This is a genomic window from Furfurilactobacillus curtus, assembly GCF_045862785.1.
Classification (GTDB): Bacteria; Bacillota; Bacilli; order Lactobacillales; family Lactobacillaceae; genus Furfurilactobacillus; species Furfurilactobacillus curtus.
Window position 1 is genome coordinate 758 of sequence record NZ_BQXO01000008.1, and the last position, 21,069, is coordinate 21,826.

11 protein-coding genes are annotated in these 21,069 nt (G+C 43.8%); 10 read left to right on the top strand and 1 reads right to left on the bottom strand.

What is annotated here, in order from left to right; translation table 11 throughout:
• Positions 1 to 696: hypothetical protein (locus tag ACKTR2_RS09690; RefSeq protein WP_407884905.1), on the bottom strand; the 696-nt coding region annotated here is incomplete at its 3' end.
• Here ACKTR2_RS09690 and ACKTR2_RS09695 point away from each other — a divergent pair.
• From ACKTR2_RS09695 to ACKTR2_RS09740, 10 genes are all read left to right on the top strand, one after another.
• On the top strand, positions 662 to 1,861 hold the full coding sequence (locus ACKTR2_RS09695; protein ID WP_407884906.1) for a bacterial Ig-like domain-containing protein: 1,200 nt from the start codon (positions 662 to 664) through the stop codon (positions 1,859 to 1,861). The genes ACKTR2_RS09690 and ACKTR2_RS09695 overlap by 35 nt on opposite strands.
• Positions 1,862 to 2,124: 263 nt before the next feature.
• Positions 2,125 to 2,931, top strand: coding sequence for a hypothetical protein (locus ACKTR2_RS09700; protein WP_407884908.1), 807 nt, complete (start codon positions 2,125 to 2,127; stop codon positions 2,929 to 2,931).
• A gap of 38 nt (positions 2,932 to 2,969) precedes the next feature.
• On the top strand, positions 2,970 to 4,451 hold the full coding sequence (locus ACKTR2_RS09705; protein WP_407884910.1) for a glycosyltransferase: 1,482 nt from the start codon (positions 2,970 to 2,972) through the stop codon (positions 4,449 to 4,451).
• A 6-nt stretch (positions 4,452 to 4,457) separates the two neighbouring features.
• Entirely contained in the window at positions 4,458 to 5,981 is a 1,524-nt protein-coding gene (locus ACKTR2_RS09710; protein WP_407884912.1) for a glycosyltransferase, read from the top strand.
• 1 nt (position 5,982) lies between these two features.
• On the top strand, positions 5,983 to 7,509 hold the full coding sequence (locus ACKTR2_RS09715; protein WP_407884914.1) for a glycosyltransferase: 1,527 nt from the start codon (positions 5,983 to 5,985) through the stop codon (positions 7,507 to 7,509).
• Between the two features lie 60 nt (positions 7,510 to 7,569).
• Positions 7,570 to 9,126, top strand: coding sequence for a glycosyltransferase (locus ACKTR2_RS09720; protein WP_407884916.1), 1,557 nt, complete (start codon positions 7,570 to 7,572; stop codon positions 9,124 to 9,126).
• Positions 9,127 to 10,608, top strand: coding sequence for a glycosyltransferase (locus ACKTR2_RS09725; RefSeq protein ID WP_407884918.1), 1,482 nt, complete (start codon positions 9,127 to 9,129; stop codon positions 10,606 to 10,608). It begins immediately after the preceding gene.
• 32 nt (positions 10,609 to 10,640) lie between these two features.
• Positions 10,641 to 11,903, top strand: a complete 1,263-nt coding sequence (locus tag ACKTR2_RS09730) for a sugar O-acetyltransferase (RefSeq protein ID WP_407884920.1) — start codon at positions 10,641 to 10,643, stop codon at positions 11,901 to 11,903.
• Between the two features lie 121 nt (positions 11,904 to 12,024).
• Positions 12,025 to 13,374, top strand: coding sequence for a DapH/DapD/GlmU-related protein (locus tag ACKTR2_RS09735; RefSeq protein WP_407884922.1), 1,350 nt, complete (start codon positions 12,025 to 12,027; stop codon positions 13,372 to 13,374).
• A gap of 540 nt (positions 13,375 to 13,914) precedes the next feature.
• Positions 13,915 to 21,069 (top strand): mucin-binding protein (locus ACKTR2_RS09740; RefSeq protein WP_407884924.1); only part of this gene is annotated, 7,155 nt, incomplete at its 3' end.

Sequence of the window (21,069 nt, forward strand, 5' to 3'; positions counted from 1 at the left end):
GAACTCTGGTTCAAACAACACCGGTGACAGCAACACCGGTAATTCGAACTCTGGCTCGAATAACACCGGTGACAGCAACACCGGTAACTCGAACTCTGGTTCAAACAACACTGGTGATAGCAACACAGGTAATTCAAACTCCGGCTCAAACAACACTGGTGACAGCAACACAGGTAATTCAAACTCTGGCTCGAACAACACCGGTGACAGCAATACCGGTAACTCAAACAGTGGTAATTCGAACAGTGGTTCGAACAACACCGGTGACAGTAACACTGGTAACTCGAACTCCGGTTCAAACAATACTGGTGACAGCAATACTGGTAACTCGAACTCTGGTTCAAACAACACTGGTGACAGCAACACAGGTAATTCAAACTCCGGCTCGAATAACACTGGTGACAGTAATACTGGGAACAGTAACAGTGGTTCGAATAACACTGGCGATTCCAACACCGGTAACTCAAACTCTGGTTCAAACAACACTGGTGACAGCAACACTGGGAATAGCAACTCTGGTTCGAACAACACCGGTGATAACAACATTGGTGACAATAACACCGGTAACAACAACACCGGTTCGAACAATACTGGGAATAATAATGTTGGTAACGGAAACGTTGGTGATAATTTGATTGGTGATAATTTGGCTAATCCGGTTATGACAACAAAGCCAGCCACTGGTGTTAGTGGCATTTATCAATGGAAGCCTGGTGATAGTTTGACTTCATTAGTCGATGATCATGGGCAAGCGGTTGATCTCAGTACAGTTGAGTTCCGGAAAGTTGACCAGCTTGATTCGGTTGACACTATTCCAAGTAACGTAATTGAATACACGGTCACTGGCTCACTAACTGATGTCGGAACCGCAACAATCGCGTTTGCCTGGGGTAATGTTAAAGACGGTAAAGGAAACTATGTTACTGGCACATCGACAGTAACATTGACTCAGACGCAAGCCGACATGGTGGTTAAGGATAGTTCACAACCTGTTGGCAACGACTGGACACCGGCCCAAAACCTTTTGAAGGTTATTGACGCGAACGGAAATGAAGTTCCTCTGGATCAGATTGCGTTTGTCCATGTGGATCAATTCGACACACTCATCACCGATAATGTAATTGAATGGACTGGTACTGTTGACATCAACCAACCGGGAACTTATACCATTACAGTTGGATTCTCCGATCCGGTCATTAAGACATTTACGGTAACTGTCTTGGCTGGTTCTGACACTGGTAACTCGAGCTCCGGCAACAGTAACAGCGGTTCGAACAACACTGGCAACTCAAACTCGGGTAACAGTAACAGTGGTTCAAACAACACCGGTAACTCGAGCTCCGGCAACAGTAACAGCGGTTCGAACAACACTGGCAACTCAAACTCGGGTAACAGTAACAGTGGTTCAAACAACACCGGCAACTCGAACTCCGGCAACAGTAACAGCGGTTCGAACAACACTGGCAACTCAAATTCGGGTAACAGTAACAGTGGCGCGAACAACACTGGCAACTCAAACTCGGGTAACAGTAACAGTGGTTCCAATAACACTGGAGTTTCTAACTCTGGTAACAACAATGGTGGTTCTAACCATGCTGGAACTGGTTCAACCAACGAACAGGGCCCAATCGGTTTGGAAAATCAGCCTAAAACACCGAAATTTGGTGTTAGTCAGATGGTTGCTAATGTGACTCGAGCGGGCTCTGGTTCGCAGAATAAAGACACTAAGCAATCTGCTAATGAACAGGCTGGCTTGCCAGAAACTGATGCGACTTCAGACGATGCGCTATTAATGGTTGGTCTAACTGGATTAATTGCTGCATTAGGATTGTTGGGAACTAAGAAACGTCGTCATGACTAGAAAATTTAATGACTGACGTAAAGAAGGACTCGCAATTTTGCGGGTCCTTCTTACTTACATAATTCATTTTTGAATGATCGAAAGGAAATGGGTGTTTTTAGGTAATAAACGTCGTCGTCCATGGTCTATAAGCATGATAAAACAGGCGAATTGGTACTACTTGAGTGGTATAGTTAAAGTAGTAGAACAGTTACGTATCGATGTATTTTTTGATAATGATTGATAATATGGTGGAGGAAATGCCAGATATTTTGGAGGCCTAAATGAATTACGTTTTTATAAATTGGTATGACGAAATGGATGATCGCTTGATGACGGCACTTTCTCGAGCTGAAGCATTAGCTGGTCAGTCTCAAGTAGTTGTTTTGAATTATAATCGTTTCTTTCATCGCGACCTTCAGCAACAACAGCAATGGTTCAGTCATGTGGATCAAAATATGTTCGATGTCTTAAATCAAACGATGGTTAAACCAGATAACCCGTCGAGCTTGGCCGATTTACGAATCATGGCCGATGAGCCGACTGTACGACAGGATAACGTGATCTATTTTTTTCAAAACGGGCGTAAATTATTGGCGGTGACGTTATTTCAAAATAGCAAAAATGATGCCGAATTGGTCGACAGCGTTCACTACTTTGATCCGTTTGGTAATGAAATCTCTGGTGACTATTATGATGTTCGTGGATTTAAGAGTATGAGTGTGATCAATGGTGTGAACGGCGGGGTTGCGCAAGAAGTGATGTTCGATTTATCCGGACACGAAAAGACTATCTTTTTTTACCAACAGGTTCACGATGATGTGACTAATACCATGATTCAACATTATGATGAACAAATGGCATCATTTACCAGTCGAGAGCAGTTGATTAGCTACTTTTGCCGTCAGTACGGAGTTAAGGAACATGACACCGTGCTGTTACCAAAGTCATTAAATTTTTTGAATGGTAGTCTACCTACTGCCAATGTTTGGCAATGGGATGATCAAGCATTAAGGTCATTGGCACGAGATAACGCCGTACTTACTTGGAATAAGTTAGATCAAACGTCTTTGTCAAAATTATTGAAATGAACAAAAACGTTGTGAATGGTAGGGGGTGTTGATCAGGTATGAATTACTTTGTTACGAACCAACTATACTATCAACTATCTGGTATCGAAATTGCCCAAAAGCAGCGTCTCAATCTTTTTCACCAGCATAATGAAGCGGCTAAGATTATTACTGTTGAATATAGTGCTTACGGACATTTGAATTTAATGCATAACGGTTTGACTGATCGGCAGACCATTAACTTATTTGATTATTTTCAAGAAGCCACTGTTGGTTTAGTCCCGATTGAAACGGCGGTTACTGTTGCGCGACTTGGCCGATTAACCGGTAATCCGAACGTTCAGCTCTTTCAGAATCGAGATGATGGCTTTAATTATCCCTTTGTTAGCCAACAGGTCAGCAGTGTCAATTGGTCTGATCCAACCACTGGACGCCCACTTCGCCAAGATTGGTATGATGTTCGGGGATTTAGATCAAGCAGCCATTTCTTCGATCAAGACGGTCGTGAAAATTGGGTGATTTATTGGAATTATCGAACACAGAAGCCCGCAATCATCCATTGGCGGCGGTCTGGTTCATATCTATTGAATTATCAACGACGGCAATATAATTTTGAAAATTTTATTGCATTAAAGCGCTTTTTCTTTGATGAATTAGTTGAAACGCCAAATACGAGATTCTTTTCTGATCGTGCGGAAACCACCAATGCTGCTTTGTTTCAAATGAAACATCAGGTGATCATTTATATCATGCTACATTCCGCTCACACTTATGATCGAAATCAACCGTTAACATCACGTTTAAATAACTCGATGGCTTTCGAAATGCAACATGCGGATCGATTCAAGGGGTTTATCACAGGGACTCCCCGACAAGCACAGGATGTTCAAGTTAGAACGGGTAAACCAGCCATTTCGATCCCGATAGGTTTTGTGAATAAACCAATCCCCGTTGAGCAATTAAATCCAGTCAGTCAGCGAGAGCAAACGGTGATTTATGTGTCACGTGTGAGTCGCGAAAAGAGAATTGAAGATTTTATTCAAATCGTTGGCCAATTGCATGCCAAATTACCGGATTTACGTGCAGAAATTTGGGGTTATGTCACAGACGATGAATACTTTAGGGAATTGCAAGACCAAATTACGCGTTTGGGACTAAAGGAGGTTGTTTCATTTAAAGGTTTTACGCTCGATTTGACTCGCGTCTATCAGCGTGTCCGTTTATTAGTTTTAACCAGCCGATATGAAGCATTTAATTTATCCATCATTGAAAGCATGACGCAAGGGACGCCGGTGGCTGCCTATGATGTTCATTACGGTCCCAAAGATATCATTCAAGCTGGTGAAGATGGTTTCATTAGTGAGAGTGGCAACATTAATCAGATGGTCAATGGCATTACTAGCCTATTGATAGATGATGAGCAATGGACGCAATTTAGTGAACGTGCCGCGCAAAATATCACGCGTTTTAACAGTGAAATGGTTTGGCAGCGATGGGATAATTTGCTTCAAAATGGCGTTCAATCACTACAGGAGGACTAGGTGATTATGAATTACTTTTTAACAAATATGCTCGATTATAATTTAAGTGGGATTGAACAGGCGCAAATGGAACGGCTCCATTTATTTGATCGACATCATCAGCCGAGTAAGATCATTGTCCGGCGATACAATCGCTTTTTGCAACTGAACGCGACACGAGCAGGCTTAAAGGATGGGGATTTTGTTGGTATGTACGATTTTTTCCAGCAGGCTATGTCAGCCAACGTGAAGCCCGCTAAAATAAAAGATTTAAAGTTAAATCAGCTAGAGGGTCCCATTCATGAGGCGAATAAATATACTTTTTTTCAAGCTGGCCGAATTGCCGTCGAAGTGATTTTGTTTCCGGATAGTAATGATTATCAGCGTGATCAAATTGACACCGTGCGTTATTTCAAACGCAATGGGCAATTAGCCCAAGCAGATTATTATGACGTACGCGGCTTTAAGAGCATGAGTGATCTTTATGGACGTGATGGTGGAGTCGCCCGCGAAATTATGTATGATCCTAAAGGCCATGAGCGAATTGCGTCTGTCTATCAAGCACTACCAAATGGCAATATCGAAGCAACCGGATTCCAAGTTAACGATCAAGATGGGCGCCACTTATTTGATGACGAGCCCGCGATGTTTGCTTACTTTTTAGACCGATTGAATTTGCTGGATGATGGCAATCGTTTCATCGATGACCGACCGAACTTAATTGATGATGGCCTGTTTCAGATGAAGACTTCAGCCACTGTTTATTGTTATTGGCACAATGTGTTTAGTCCGAACTATTTACAGCAACAACCGACGGACGTTTATCAAACGTTGCAAAATCAGATTGACCATCAGGCCAAAATAGCCGGGTGGCTGACGCCAACCGCAACTGAAGCGGCTGCATTGGCAAAAGTATTGCCTGATGATGCCAAGGTTGACGTGGTTCCATCAATCGTGTTAGAGAATCTACCGGCCGAGGTGGCAAGTATTTCTAAGCGGCCAATGCGGTTAGTTGCTGCGACACGAATCGATGCGCAAAAGCAATTGGATCAAATGATCGCGGCGTTTGCGCAAATTGTGCGTGAACATCCACAGGCCCATTTAGATATCTTTGGTGATATTTCTGATCGTAATGTTCAGCGTGAATTGGATGACAGTGTGCGTCGTTTACGCTTGCAACGAGCGGTCACATTTCGCTCGTTTACGGCTAAAAAGCAAGACATGTTTGAATCAGCGCAACTTTACCTATTAACCAGTGCATACGAAGGCTTTAACCGGGGAATGGTCGAAGCAGCCAGTTTTGGTGTGCCAACAGTAGGTTACGATCTGAATTACGGCCCCCGTGATTTTATTGACCCTGAAAATAGTGGTCTATTAACGCCGATAAATAACGTCAACGAGTTTGCCAAACAGACGAGCCAATTACTGACTGATTCAGATCGCCTGATTGTGATGAGTCATTTGGCAAGACAACGCGCACAGCAATACGACGCTGAATCCATTTGGCGTGCTTACACTGCAGCTGGGGTTGTTGATAGAAAAGAGGGATGAAATGTATTACTTTTTAACGCAAATGTTAGATTGGAATCTTTCAGGGATTGAAGTTGCGCAAAGGACGCGTCTTCGGCTATTTAAGGACCATCAGATTGCCGCTAAAATTGCGACCCGCGATTACAATCGCTATCTTCATTTAAATATACGCCGAATGGGGCTTACAGATGCTGATGTAGTGAACTTATTCAACTTTTTCCAAGGCGTTGAGATATATACTGGCACGATTACGCACGTTGATGATCTGCATTTTCCAGGCTTAACCCGGTCGTTTGTTGATGGCTGGCGATATCTTTATCAGGATCAGGGTAAGTTACGCGTAGAAATTCATGTCTTTACGGATCAAACGATGTATGAAAAGGATCAAGTAGAACAAGTCATCATCTATGATCGTTACGGACATATAGTTGAAAGAGATTTATACGATGTACGGGGCTTCTTAAGTTCGATTGATTGGTATAGCCAGCGGGATGGAATCGCGCAAACAGACTACTTGAACACTACTGGTACAACGGTATTATCGGTAAATTATACGTCTACAGATCAACCACTAAACGGTACTTGGTGCCTCACATATAAAGGCCAGCAGTATTTCTTTGGGGACTTAGATGAATTAAATACCTTCTTTTATGACACATTAAATGAACAAAATGTTGGGCTGAACACGTTCATTGGCGATCGGACAGAGATTGTTGATCCGGCCTTACTAAATATGAAAACGCAAGCGCGTCGGTTTGATTATGTGCATAACATTCAAGTCGATGATCCGAACAATCCGTTAACTAGTCCATTAGGATCAGTTTTTAAGAATGAAGCCGATCACTCCAACCGGCTCAATGCATTAATCGTCCCGACAAATCGTCAGCGAGAGGACCTCACCGCACGGATTCCGGCTATGGAAGTTGTTACAGCCCGACAAGTTTATGTTTTGCCACAGCCGGTTGTTCCAATGGGTGACCGTAAGCGGGGCAAAATTTTGTGTGTCGCACGTATTCACCCACAAAAGGGGCTTGAAGATTTGATTGGCGCTTTTGCAAAAGTGCACCAACAATTACCTTTTACAACACTTGAAATTCGCGGTTATGTAAATGATGAAAAACTAAATCAAAAATTACATCAGCAGGTCGTCGATTTAGGGTTAACTGATGTTGTATCCTTTGAAGATTACTTGCCGAGTCTAAGCGATGTGTACGATTCCGCGCAAGCAGTTGCATTAACAAGCCGGTATGAAGGTTTGCCGATGACATTAGTTGAAGGACTTTCTCATGGCGTCCCTTTAGCGGCTTACGATTGTAATTATGGCCCAGCTGAGGTGGTTCAAGATGGTATTAATGGTCATTTAGTTGCCAATTTTGATATTGACGGCATGGCGACGGCGTTGATAGATTTGCTAGCCGATGAAGCACAATTGAATCAATGGAGTGAACGCGCTTATCGAAGCGCCGGTCGCTTCAGTGAAGACAATATTTGGCAAGAATGGCAACACAATGTCATTGATAATCATGAGCGTGATCATGAAATTCAATAACACGTAAAAGCTAATTAATTTGCTGATAATGACTTAAGCCTTTTTGAGGGATGGTGCAAAATGTACTATTTTTTGACTGACACATTTGCTTCACAGCTTTCTGGAATCGAACATGCGCAGATCAAGCGGTTACGCTTATTTCAAGCACATGGGATTGCAGCCAAAATAATTGTTCGTCGCTACAATCGTTTTATGGCAAGAGACTTATCTGCCAATGATCTAACAACCGATGAAGTGATTAACTGTTTTGACATTTTGCAACAAGCAGACCAGGCATCATCTGAGTCAGTGACCATTCAAGCTGTGATTCCAGATGATGATCGACTGACAATCGTTGAACAGGACGGGGCAATTATTGTGATGGCAGGACAACGACGGTTATTCGTCATCCATGGTTTTAATCAACAAATTGCACGGACTGATTTGGTTGATCACGTTGAATATTTTGATCAGGTGGGATCCCTGGTTCAGGCTGACTACTACGACCCGCGGGGCTTTAAGAGCATGACCGATTTTTATGGTCAAGATGGCGGTGTCACTAAGGAAGTCAATTATCGCGTGGATGGTCAACCGGTGGTTACGTCCTTTTATCAACGTAATCCGCAAACAGGCAATATTGGAGATACACTATGGATCCTTTCAACTGATCAAGGTGAGCACATTTATGATAATAGTGATGAAGTGATCGCGTATGTGTTGGACCGGCTTGCCAGTCAAGATCAAACTCTAGCGACGTTTATCTCTGATCGGGCTTACGCAATGGATACGCCAATGCGGTTAATGAAGCAACCAGCAAAACATTATGTTTATTGGCACAATATTTATACGCCTGACTATGATCATCCAGCTACTGGTCAGGCATATGACACATTTGCCATGGAGATGAAATTTGCCGACGCATTCGATGGTTTAATTGTGCCTTCGCAGCGCGAGCGCGATGACATGGCTGCGCGAATTAAGGAACAGGGGATTGATGAAGCAGACTTACCAGTATGGCGCATTCCGGCGCCAACGGTGAGCGATGAAATTTTACAAGCTCCTCAACAAGACTTCACCCAGCGTCGTTCCTATCATGTTATTTGTGTGGCTCGCATTCATGAACAAAAACGGCTAGAGGATTTAATTAGCGCGTTCACTATCACACATCAATCGATCCCTGAAGCTACTTTGTCTATTCATGGGTATGTCAATGACAATGAGTTATATCAGCAGTTACAACAACAAGTTGCAGCGGCTGGACTAACGACAGCGGTGAAATTCGTTTCGTATACGAATGATATTGATAATGTTTACAACGAGGCACAATTGTTGGCTCTCTCCAGTCGCTATGAAGGGTTAAATATGGCGTTGGTTGAAGCACAAGCGCACGGTGTTCCCCTAGTAGCCTACGATTGTAATTACGGTAGTGCCGACGTTATTGTCGATGGGCAGAACGGTTATTTAGTTGAAAATAGCAATGTTGATCAACTTGCTCAGCGCATGCGACAACTTCTAGAGAATCAGGCTCAACTTGCAGAGATGTCCAAGCATGCCTATGAACTTGCGGATCGTTTTTCCGAATCTAATATTTGGCAGCTTTGGAAAGATGCTGGCATCGTAAGCGAGGAGGAGAAATAAATGAATGAATTTTTAATTGATCAGTTAAGCGAAACTCCATCTGAACTAGATCAAGCACAAATTGAGCGATGGCAACTTCGATTAGGCCAGCAGCAAGATGATCGGCTCGTTACGTTACAATATGATCGATTGGGATTTAAACGGCGTGCAGGATTTGCTGGCTTGAAATCATTGAATTTATTTGATTATTGTCAACGTGTTGGGAAATACATTGGACCCAAAGCACGGCTGGATGATTTGCAATTTGACAACCTATCCAAACAACCTGGTAATGGCGATGTGATTAATTTCACTAATGAACGCCAGCGAGTGGTGGTGCGGGTAACGTTGCTTTCTGCTGGAATTGCTGACGAGACTGACCAGATTGACCAAATCGCTTACTTTGATCAGCATGATCGACTTGTGCGAAGCATCTACTATGATAGCCGTGGTTTTAAAAGTCTAGAAGCGACATACGGACAAGACGGTGGTGTCGCACTGGAACAATTTTTTGATACGGATGGCGCAGTGCGATTGACTTTTGGTTACCATCGTGAAGGTGAGCAAATTAAGATCGCATTAATTCGGCTACATGCTCGTGACGGTCAATGGCGAGTATTCCAACAATTTCATCAATTAGTTGCTTATTTTTTTGACACTCTAAATCAGCGTGGACACCATCGCTTTATTGCTAATTCAGTTGTTCAACTCAGCGCCTTAGCAGACATGCACACACCGGCAGAAAATTTCATGATGCTGGATCAAATGCAGACTAACGATTATCGGCGATTACAGTCAGGCCAACCTACACAAGCTTTTCAACAACTGCTTGCTGCAATACCTGCAGATATACCGCTAGTTGCTGCCACTGCGCAACAAGCTGCTGATATAGCTGACCGGTGGCCAGAACTAACCGTCAAAGCTGTTACGCCGATTATGCCGATACCAGAGCCATCTGCAAAGTTACAGGGTCAGCGGCTCATCATGAACGCAGCGATTACACCGGTGAATCGCCTAGAAGATGGCATTAAAGCATTTCGGCGCGTCTATCGTGAGTTACCGACCGCCACGCTCACAATTTATGGAACAGTTGTGGACCACCAGCTTTTTTCACAGTTGCAAACATTGGTTAACACTAGTGGACTTAGCGAAGCCGTCACTTTTAAAACCGATGCAACTAAGATTGAAGAAATTACAAGAAATGCGGATTTGTTCTTGTTAACCAGCCATTACGAAGTGTATCCAACGGCGATGGCTGAGATAATGGCGGCTGGGGTGCCTGCAATTGCCTATGAGATTAACTATGGTGTGTCGACTCTCATTGAGGATGGCGTAGAGGGACGGCTTGTCGCAACTGGTGATTCGAAACAATTAGCCCAGACTACGATTGATATTTTACAAAATGATGCGCTTCGTCAAAAAATGGGTGTAGCGGCACGAAGCAAGATTGAACGTATCAATCAACAAATTGCTGTACCTGAATGGGCTGAGTTATTAAAGTAGTTTGAGGCGATTTTAAAGAGGTGGTCAACAACATGTCGACAAAGCAGTCAATTATTACGCGAACGTTCAATGATGATGCGATTAAAGGGACCTTTGTACTATCAACGGAGCAAACAGACCTGATATTACAACACTATAACATCAATGATGGTCAACGATTTTCTGGCAGCGGGTTATTACCGGTGCAGTTGCGTTATTTGTATGGCGAAATGGGCAACATGGATATCTTTGCGGCTGGTGGGGACTTAAATGCCGAAAAAATCGCCGCTCAGTTTCATCAAAGAATTGAGACTGAGGAACTTGGTTTTCGCTTGTTTAATGTTGATGGGCAATCGTTAATTTCTGGTAAGTTCTTTGATACTAGTCGACAAACAGTTCAAGAACTATCTGAATTTCGTGTTGATGGCGGGGAAGATTTACGTCATTACTACCTGCCAGATGGTCACGAATTTAAACGATTTAAATTTGCGGCTAACAATTGGGTCGCTAGGAAGGACTATTTGAATACCGATGGCGACATTATTATTCGCGAATATTTTGACTTTGAACGACATGAAGGCGAAATACCATTTAAAATAGAGGTCCTGCATGGTTGGTTGAAGGAAACTTACACGAACTTTACGTCGCTTGTTGTGGCTTGGAATCGTTTGCTAGCAGAACCGTATCAAAAGCTCTTCTCATTGACTGGTGAGGTTGGTAAAGGAGACGCGGTTCTTGCCAGCGAGCATGAAGTAGCAAGTCTGCGACAAAAAGTGAACACAGTTCGAGAACAACAGCATGCCGGCCATCGTCTGTTGACCGAACCTCTTTATGGAAATGAGATGCGCCAGCGTCAACAGTCAATTAACCAAGAAACTGATGCGCAGAAACGTCTTAAATTATTTCAACAGACATTTGGTACGACAGGTCCGGACGTATACTTTGCAGGTAACGTCTTCTTTGATTTTCCCGAAGATGTTCATTTAGGCAATCATTTTTGGGCCAATCACAATATTACTTTTATTGGTGGGGCCAAGATTACATTTGGCAATCATTGTCTAGTTGGACCGAATGTAAGCTTTTACACCTCTAATCATCCATTAAATGCCGAGAGTCGTTTATTTGAGGGCTATAGTTATGCAAAACCCATTACTATTGGTGATAATGTCTGGATTGGCGGTTCGGTCACAATCTTACCAGGAACGACAATCGGCAATAATGCTGTCATCAGTGCGGGCAGTGTTGTCAGCGGAACGATTCCCGATCAGGTACTAGTTGCTGGGAACCCAGCTAGAATAATTAAAACCATTCGGTAAGCAAGGTTGTATTCGTGCGGAAGACCGGGCATTCGATCAGTGGTCGGTTTCTTTTGATTCCTTGACAAATGATTTGTGTCAAATGCAGTGTTTGAAAATTAATTATATTTGGGTGTGGAAAATGATATTTATTGTTGCAAAACAACCTGATTTCCAAGCGGTCCGCTTAGTTAAACTGCTTAATAAAAATGGACAGTCGGCAAAAATTTTATTAACGCAATTTACGGCGAAATTTTCGACCTTACTGGCGACTAATAACCTGACATCTGCTGAATGTATTAACGAGTATGACTATTTAAGCGGTTTAGCAATTAAGCCAGAATCATTTTCCACAATTCTTGAAGCATTGATTCCAAATTTGTCGTCATTAACTCTTGCTAAACAGGAAAACCAAGCGTTTCAGGATTATTTTAATGAAGACCGTAAAGTGGCGACCGTACGCATTAGAAAAGCCGTTCCTATCAACGTAACTTTGTACCGAGAAAACGGCAATTATGAAACTTTCGCAATCGACGAGCGCGGCTTTGTCAGTTTACATCAGTTCCATCAAGCAGACGGACGCATCGTGCATTCTCAATATTTGGCAGGCCGTGAGCATATTGTGCTGGATGTCATGGATGATTATATCGACTGGTACCGACACGGAGATGCCAAGGCTCTCCGGGTGAAAAACTGGGATGAATTATTAGTCGCCGTTTTAAAGGACATGGTTGTTGAGAATGATCAGCTAGCGACCATCTTAACCATGACTGATGAGGTGACCGTTGGTTTAAATGATTTGTCTCATGTATCAGTGTTTACCAATATTCTGCATGGCGACAATCGTGATAAGTTACCAGAACAATTGGCGAGATTACTTCCGCCAATAAAGCAGCCAAAGACTGAAGCTGAGTTGGATCTGTTAGGACGCTGGCATCATGTAGACTGGGGCGATCCACAATATCAGCAACAAAACCAAGGGACAATTTATGTAAATGGTGCGCAGAGCCACGATGAGGCGGTTAGGTTATTCGTAAACAATGTGGCGAGTGTTGGAGATGCAATTTCGATTTATCCGCCCTATTATTTACAACTGGGTTCAAAAGTACGTGTTGGTGATCAATTCTATGCCAATGTGGGCTGTAGCTTGGTTGGTGGCGGACAGATTGAAATCGGCGATAATTGCATGTTGGGGCCTAATGTGCAATTAGTGACACCAGATCATCCGCGCAACCCAATTTCACGGCACATCAACAATGTTTTTCGCGGAAAAAACATTAAAATCGGTAACAACTTTTGGGCCGGTGCAGGTGCGATTATTCTTGGTGGTGTCACATTAGGGGATAACGTGATCGTTGGTGCTGGATCAGTCGTGACTAAGTCCTTTGGTGATAATGTCGTGATTGCCGGCAATCCAGCGCGCCTGATTCGTGAGATAGATCTTACAGATTTTGATGAAGACCGCGAAGCTCGAGAATGGCATGATGAGTAATGTGTCGATTATCGGCGAGAAAATTTTTATTGGCTTAACATTGGTTAAATTGCTTATCTGTAGTGGCGATACTTGTTGATCGTCTAAAAATAGGCAAAAATTTTGCAGTATTTGATGATGATGAATTTTCAGCGATTTTTCTTTTAAGCGCTAAAAGTTTGTGGCATCTAAGGTTTTATAAATTTGATGGATATAAGTTGTCCCTTGACTAGTCATATTGCGTTGGGATGGCAACTTATTTGTTTTGATTATTGATAAATAACAATATTTAAAAAATGTTTTGCATAAGTTTCATAACAATACTTAAAAAAACAGACAACCGGTGTTAATATTAACGTGTGAAATTGTTTTAGCGTTTTATTTTTAAATGTGGTTAAACGCGTTTACAATTGCCCAGGCAATGATTTTTAAATTGTGGTTGCCTATAAAACAATTGTTGAAGCGGCGCAGTTAATAAATTGTGTAAATCTTAATGAGACACAATGTTATTTGCTGAACAGAGGGACGGAACGCGTAATGACAATCTGGAGGGGGACAAGTATGAAGAACTTTGCGGGTAAAAATCGACGTTTGCAGCGAGCACTAACAGATCGCAATACGCATTTTAAAATGTACAAGGCTGGTAAATTGTGGCTTTATTCGGGCATTACAATGTTGACGTTTGGATTGGTGGCATTGCAACCGACTTTAGCTAAGGCTGATATCGAGTCGACAGCTAATCCAACGACAATAATTGGCGGATCGGATGCTGCTAAAACAAGCAACAATCAGGCGTCATCATTATCCTTGAGTCAAGTGACATCTGCGTCGGCTGATGTGGCGAGTTCTGCAGTGGGTACGGCTTCGTCGGCTGAAACTGTCAATAATGATTCAATTCAGCCTGTGACGAAAACGTCCGTTCAAGCTGGCTCTGCTAGTTTGGCAAAAGACGCATCAAATGTAGCGTCGGGCAATACTAGCGATAAAAAGACCTCCTCAAGCTCCACAATTGCCGCCGGGTCTCTTGAGGCAGCCTCTTTAGCAACTAGTGAAACGGACGTAACCAGTAATACAGGGGATAGTCTTAATAATCGTTTTCAAGCGCTAACGACGGCCTTACCATCAGGATATTCAGCCACGTTAACTGATGGTACGGTGACAGTGTCAGGTTCTTCAGATGATCAGTTAACAGCGGTTAAAGATTTACTGGCTAAAAATGGTTTTGATACTAATGTGGTCATTAATTTAACGGATGCTGCAGCAAGCTTGAATGGTAATGTAATTGATCCAACGGCCGTAGCCGGGGCCGAGTATGTGGCGGCCAATTCGACGGACTTTCAAGCAGGCATGTCGGCGGCAACAAAAGATGCAAGCCTACTAAGTCCGATGGTTTTCTATGCTTTGAGTCAGTGGCTTACACCAGCGAATGCGGGTAGTGATAATATTGATAGCTATTATGCAGGATTATCTGTTGCTGGTAATTTCAAGCTCAGTGGTGCGACAAATAAGGTTGATTACATCGCTGGATATCGTTATACGATGGCTCAAATGTATAACGGAATTTATGCTTTTACAAAAGCATTAACTGCCAATATTCCAACACCAAATGAATCTACTGATACGACTTATTATGATGACTTGGCAAATAGTTTTTGGAAAGAGGGTACGCAAGCGCAGGCTGGTTTAACTGCGGCCAATCTTGCATCGTTGGTAACACTTTTCTTGGGTAATAGTTTAAGTGCAGGACTCGCTTCGAATACTACGCTCGCTCCTAATGGCATTCCTGTTGTTCCACGGGCTGGGAAAACGTACACCTATGTCGGATATAAGGCTTCAGATAATTCGTATACCTTTTTGACTAGTAATACCGATACAGCTGACTATGATAACTTTTTTTCGATAGCACAAATTAATGACCCAATCAATAATACTTTGTCGCTCTACGTTGGCCTAATCGCCGATGAGGCAACTTTTAATACGACTGCACATGCTTTTGAACAATTAGGTTCAATGAATACTTTAGGGTTGGTCCCTACGCAAAATGCGAGTGCGGCAGATGTCTACGCTGCAATTGCGAACAACTTGAACGCTGTTTCTAATGGTTTAGGCATGCCTGCAACTATTTCAGAATTAGTTTCTGGGATGCCTGAAATGGACGTTAACGTCGCTGCATACTTAGGCGGCAAGGATCCACTATCGACATTACAGCTAATGTTTGCTTATGCTAACTCAACGCTAAGTGACGGTTTTTTGCATTATATTGTTGGCTATGACGCAAACAAACAGCAACCGATTTACCTCGGCACAGCAGAGGACCAGACGACATTAGGTGTAGAAACAAATGGGGTTGCAGCCACTAAAGATACGGTTATGCAGTATGGTGTCCGAATTCAGTATGGGTTGTTTGGCGATATTTATACACAGTTGAGGCAGGCAATTGTTTACGCGATCGCTGGAGCGTATTCAGTACAACGTAATAAAGATCTGAATATCATCGAGCAAGGTGATAGCGGTGATAATAAAGCTGCATATGAAGCACTAATTTCAGCCGCTGCGCCAACCTTTAGTACCAGCTCCGGATTGACAATTACAGAATTGGCCCAAAAGTACGCAGACTATCAAATTGCCCAACTTGTCGCTTTGCGTACGCAAGCGGCCACCGATAGTGAAAATGGTAAATTACTGACGAGTCAAGCTGATTTTGATCAGTGGATGTTGGAAGCCAAAGGCGGTCAAGCGGTCCTCAACGCTGTTATGAAGGATTCTACGAGTAATCAAGATGTTGCTCAGCAGACGACCTATACTGCGGCGACTAATTATGCATCTTTCGGTGGTGCAACGAAACAGCTATATTACGATATCTATTTATCTGGAGTCGATGAAACAAAATATTCGATTGTTCAAGTGAAGTTCCAAGGTGTCGATGCCAATGGAAATTCAATCGTTAACGATGCTATTAGTCGTTTGGCTACTAAGGTACCCGTGGATATCGCAGCCGTGACCGATCCGAGCTTAGGTCAAGCAGTTAATACGACTTATCTATTAGGGAAGGATCTTTTACCAGTTCCGCCTGCTGGATGGATATATGCAACAAATGCGACTAAGCCACAACAAAGTTCGCCAACGATCGTAACGATCTATCGCGATCCAAGTAATCCATATAGTTATACGGTTAAATTAATACAAGCTTCCACTGTGACTTTTAATCCTGTAAATGCCAATACTGGTGTAAGTATGGACGGTAGTTGGACGGAAACCGGAGCAATTGGCAGCACCTACAATGAATCTAGCCATCAAAACATCGTTATTGGTGGGGTGACCTACTACGCAACGGATGTGACCCAATTAAGCGGGACTTTTGGCAGTACTGATTCATTTGTCACAGTGCAATATTTGCCAGCGACTAAAGTAACGTATCAATTTAACGCCGTGGATGAAAATGATAATTCAATTCAGACAACAGTGGCTTCTAGTTGGTCGACGTCTGGATTAACCAATGATGCCTATGATATGTCCACGACCATTCCAACAACGTTACCAGGTTATACCTTACAGTCTGGGCAAATGCTAACTGGAAAATTTGGTAGTGCAAATGAAATTTTAAATGTTGTTTTCACACGTAACGTTGAAGCTGCTAATGTGACGATCAACGTTACTGGCACATCTACGACTGATCAGTTGATCAAGACTGTCTACTACCAAATTGATGGCCAAGGAGCAACTATGTCTGTTAATGTGGTGCAGACTGGAACCAGTCAAGTCTACACCGCCGCTTTACCTAATTTACACTTTGGTGATAACGTGACTGTTTGGGCAGTCACACCGACTGGTGCAAGCCTTGATCAGGCTTCCGCTGATCACTTACAGATGCAAGATGGTTCCAACCAATTTACGCTGAACTATATCATCCCTGTTCAAAATGCAACGATTCAAATTCAAGATGACACGACCAATACTGCTTTAACAACCGCTTTGCCAACAACGGGCAGTGCCGGATCGGCCATTGATTTTGCTGACTTTTTAAGCAAAAACGTCACAGGTTCGGATAATCTTAACCTGGTCAAAATTCTTGGCAGCGATGGCACTGATTACACGGTGACGCCTGCATATTTTGATGACGATACGACAACAACTCAGTCGTTTGTTATTCACGTCACGCACAAGATTGCAACGGCTACGGCCACGACGACACAGACGATTCATTACGTTGACACACCAAGTTCGACCGCAGTCACAGATAATGTGCAAACGATTAGTTGGAATACGAGTCATGACTTGTTTGCAGACACTTGGCAAGCAACGCCAACCACTCAAACGACGGCGGTTGAGTCGCCGGTGATTGCTGGTTATACACCAGATAAGACTACTGTTCCAGCAAGTAGTAATGAAACGTTGACTACACAGCCAGCAGATAACACCATCAATGTAACTTACACGGCTAATCCGGCCACAATCGTCTTTAATTACGTGGATGATGAGGAAAGTGGCAAGGTTATTTCTACATCGGCACTATTGAATGGTGTTACAGACCAGACCGGTTCTTACAATGTCACTGTCCCAACCAACTATCAGTTGGCTGAAAATCAAGCAAAGACAATATCTTATACGTTTGGCGTTGGCGAAACTACGTTAACCGTTCATTTGGTTCACCAGCACAATATTGGCACAATGACCACGAATCGGACAATTACGTATGTCGGGGCCGGTGCTAAGACACCAGCGGTGCAAACGCAATCTGTTGCTTGGCAAACCGATGAAGATGCTGTGACTGGCGTGATCACTTATACACCAACACAGGCTGACGCTGTGCCAACACCAGCAGTCGCCGGTTATACGCCCGACCAAGCTAATGTTCCAGCCACAACATTTACAGCAACAACAACCAAACCAACGGATAGTACCGTTACGGTGACCTACAAGGCCAACCCAGCGACGGTCACCGTGACTTACGTGGATGACGATGCCAGTGGCAAGACAGTTGGGACGCCAGAAACGTTAAATGGTGTCACTGACGAGGTTGGTTCTTACAATGTCACTGTACCAACAAACTATCAGGTGGCTGATGGTCAATTAGAGACGGTTGCCTACACGTTTGGCGTTGGTGACACTGCGTTAACCGTTCATTTGGTTCACCAGCATAAGATCGGCTCAATGACGACGAACCGGATAATCACATATGTCGGGGCCGGTGCTAAGACACCAGCAGCGCAAACACAACCAATTGCTTGGCAGACCGACGAAGATGCCGTGACTGGCGTAATTACCTATACGCCAACAACGCAGGCTGATGCAGTAACGGCACCAACAGTCGCCGGTTATACGCCGGATCAGATGGCTGTTTCAGCAACAACGTATACACCAACAACGACTAAGCCAACGGACAATCCTGTAACCGTGACCTACACGGCTAATCCGGCGACGATCACCGTGACTTACGTGGACGATGACACAACAGGTCAGACGGTCGGCCAACCAGAAGTTCTGAATGGAATTACTGATCAGACCGGTTCATATATAGTCATCGTTCCGGCTAATTATGAATTGGCTAAGGCTCAGACACCGACGATTGCTTACACGTTTGGCGCCGGTAACACGGCACTGACGGTGCATCTGATTCACCAGCATGTTGCTGGCACAATGACCACAAACCGAACAATCACGTATGTCGGGGCCGGTGCTAAAACACCAGCAAACCAAACACAATCTGTTGCTTGGCAGACCGACGAAGATGCTGTAACTGGCGTAATCACTTATACACCAACAACGCAGGCTGAAGCCGTGACTTCCCTAAACGTTGCTGGTTATACCGCTGATCAACCAGTTGTTTCCGCGACTAATTTCCCAGTAACAACAACCAAACCTACGGACAGCACCGTAACTGTAACCTACACCGCTAACCCGGCAACGATCACCGTGACTTACGTGGATGACGACACTAATCAGACGGTTGGTACGGCTGAAACATTAACCGGTGTGACAGATGGTACCGGTTCATACACTGTGAAATTGCCGGCCAATTATCAATTGGCCAAGGATCAAGCTGAGACGATCGCTTACACATTTGGCGTTGGCGATACGCCGTTGATTGTGCATCTGATTCATCAACACGTTATGGGCACAATGACGATCAACCGGATCGTGACCTACACCGGTGCTGGCGATAAAACGCCGGCAAATCAGACACAGCCAATCACTTGGCAAACCGATGAAGATGCCGTTACTGGCGTGACAAACTATACACCAACAACGCAAGCGGACGCAGTTTCTGCGCCAACGATCGCTGGCTATACGGTAGATAAAAGTAGTGTTCCAGCGACTAACTTTATCAAGACAACAACACAGCCAACGGATAATACGGTTACGGTCACTTATACAGCTAACCCAGCGACGATCACGGTTAATTACGTGGACGCCGACGATGCTAACAATGCAGTTGGGGAACCAGTCACGTTAACCGGTGTCACGGATGGTACTGGAACGTATACCGTTGTTGTGCCAACAAATTATCAATTGGCTACTGGTCAATCAGGGACCATTGATTATGTCTTTGCCGCTGGCACTAGTGAGGTAACAGTTCGTTTGGCGCACCAGCACAATATTGGTACGCTGACCACGAACCGAACAATTAATTACACTGGTGCCGGTGCCAATACACCAGCCAAACAAATACAACCAATTACCTGGCAAACGGATCAAGACGCCGTGAACGGGATAACCACTTACACGCCAACAACGCAAGCTAAGGCAGTAACAACGCCAAGCATCGTAGGCTATACGGCGGATGTGACAAGCGTTCCAGATACTACGTTGACCGCGACGACGACTCAGCCAGCCGACAGTAACGTTATCGTCACTTATACGGCCGTTTCGACTACGTTTACGGTAAAAGCAACTGGTGGTACTACCACTGGATTAGGCTTTGACTATTCAATCAACGGTGGGCCAACTATTCATGCTAAATTTGGTGATGTCATTGCTGCGACTTTTGGTGATGCCGTAACCATTTCTAATCCCGATCAACAGGACGGGTACACACTCGATAAAAAGAACAATTATGCCATTAGTAGTTTGGGCATTGATGGCAGTGCCGCTAATATGCTAACCGTTAACTATTTAAAGAACAAAGTGACGGTTAATTCAAAAGCAGTCGTTAGAACAATTGTTTATGTGGTTTCTGATGACGGTGTTGCGGCGCCTTCGTCCATCATTCAGAAGGTACAATTTAGTCAAACGGTCACTACTGATCCCAATGATGGATCAGTCATTAGTACGTCAGATTGGGAGGTTGCTTTAGGAGGAGACCCAACTTGGGCAGCTGTGACAAGTCCAACATTTACAGGATACACAGTTGATACACCAGAAGTTGATGCCGAGACCGTAACTTCTGACACGAAAAATGTCACTATCATGGTGACATATACAGCGAACAATACCGGTAACAACAATACTGGCAATAACAACACTGGTGACAGTAATACAGGTAACTCGAACAGTGGTTCGAACAACACCGGTGACAGTAACACTGGTAACTCGAACTCCGGTTCAAACAATACTGGTGACAGCAATACTGGTAACTCGAACAGTGGCTCGAACAACACTGGTGACAGCAACACAGGTAATTCAAACGCCGGCTCGAATAACACTGGTGATAGCAATACCGGTAACTCGAACTCTGGTTCAAACAACACCGGTGACAGCAATACAGGTAACTCGAAC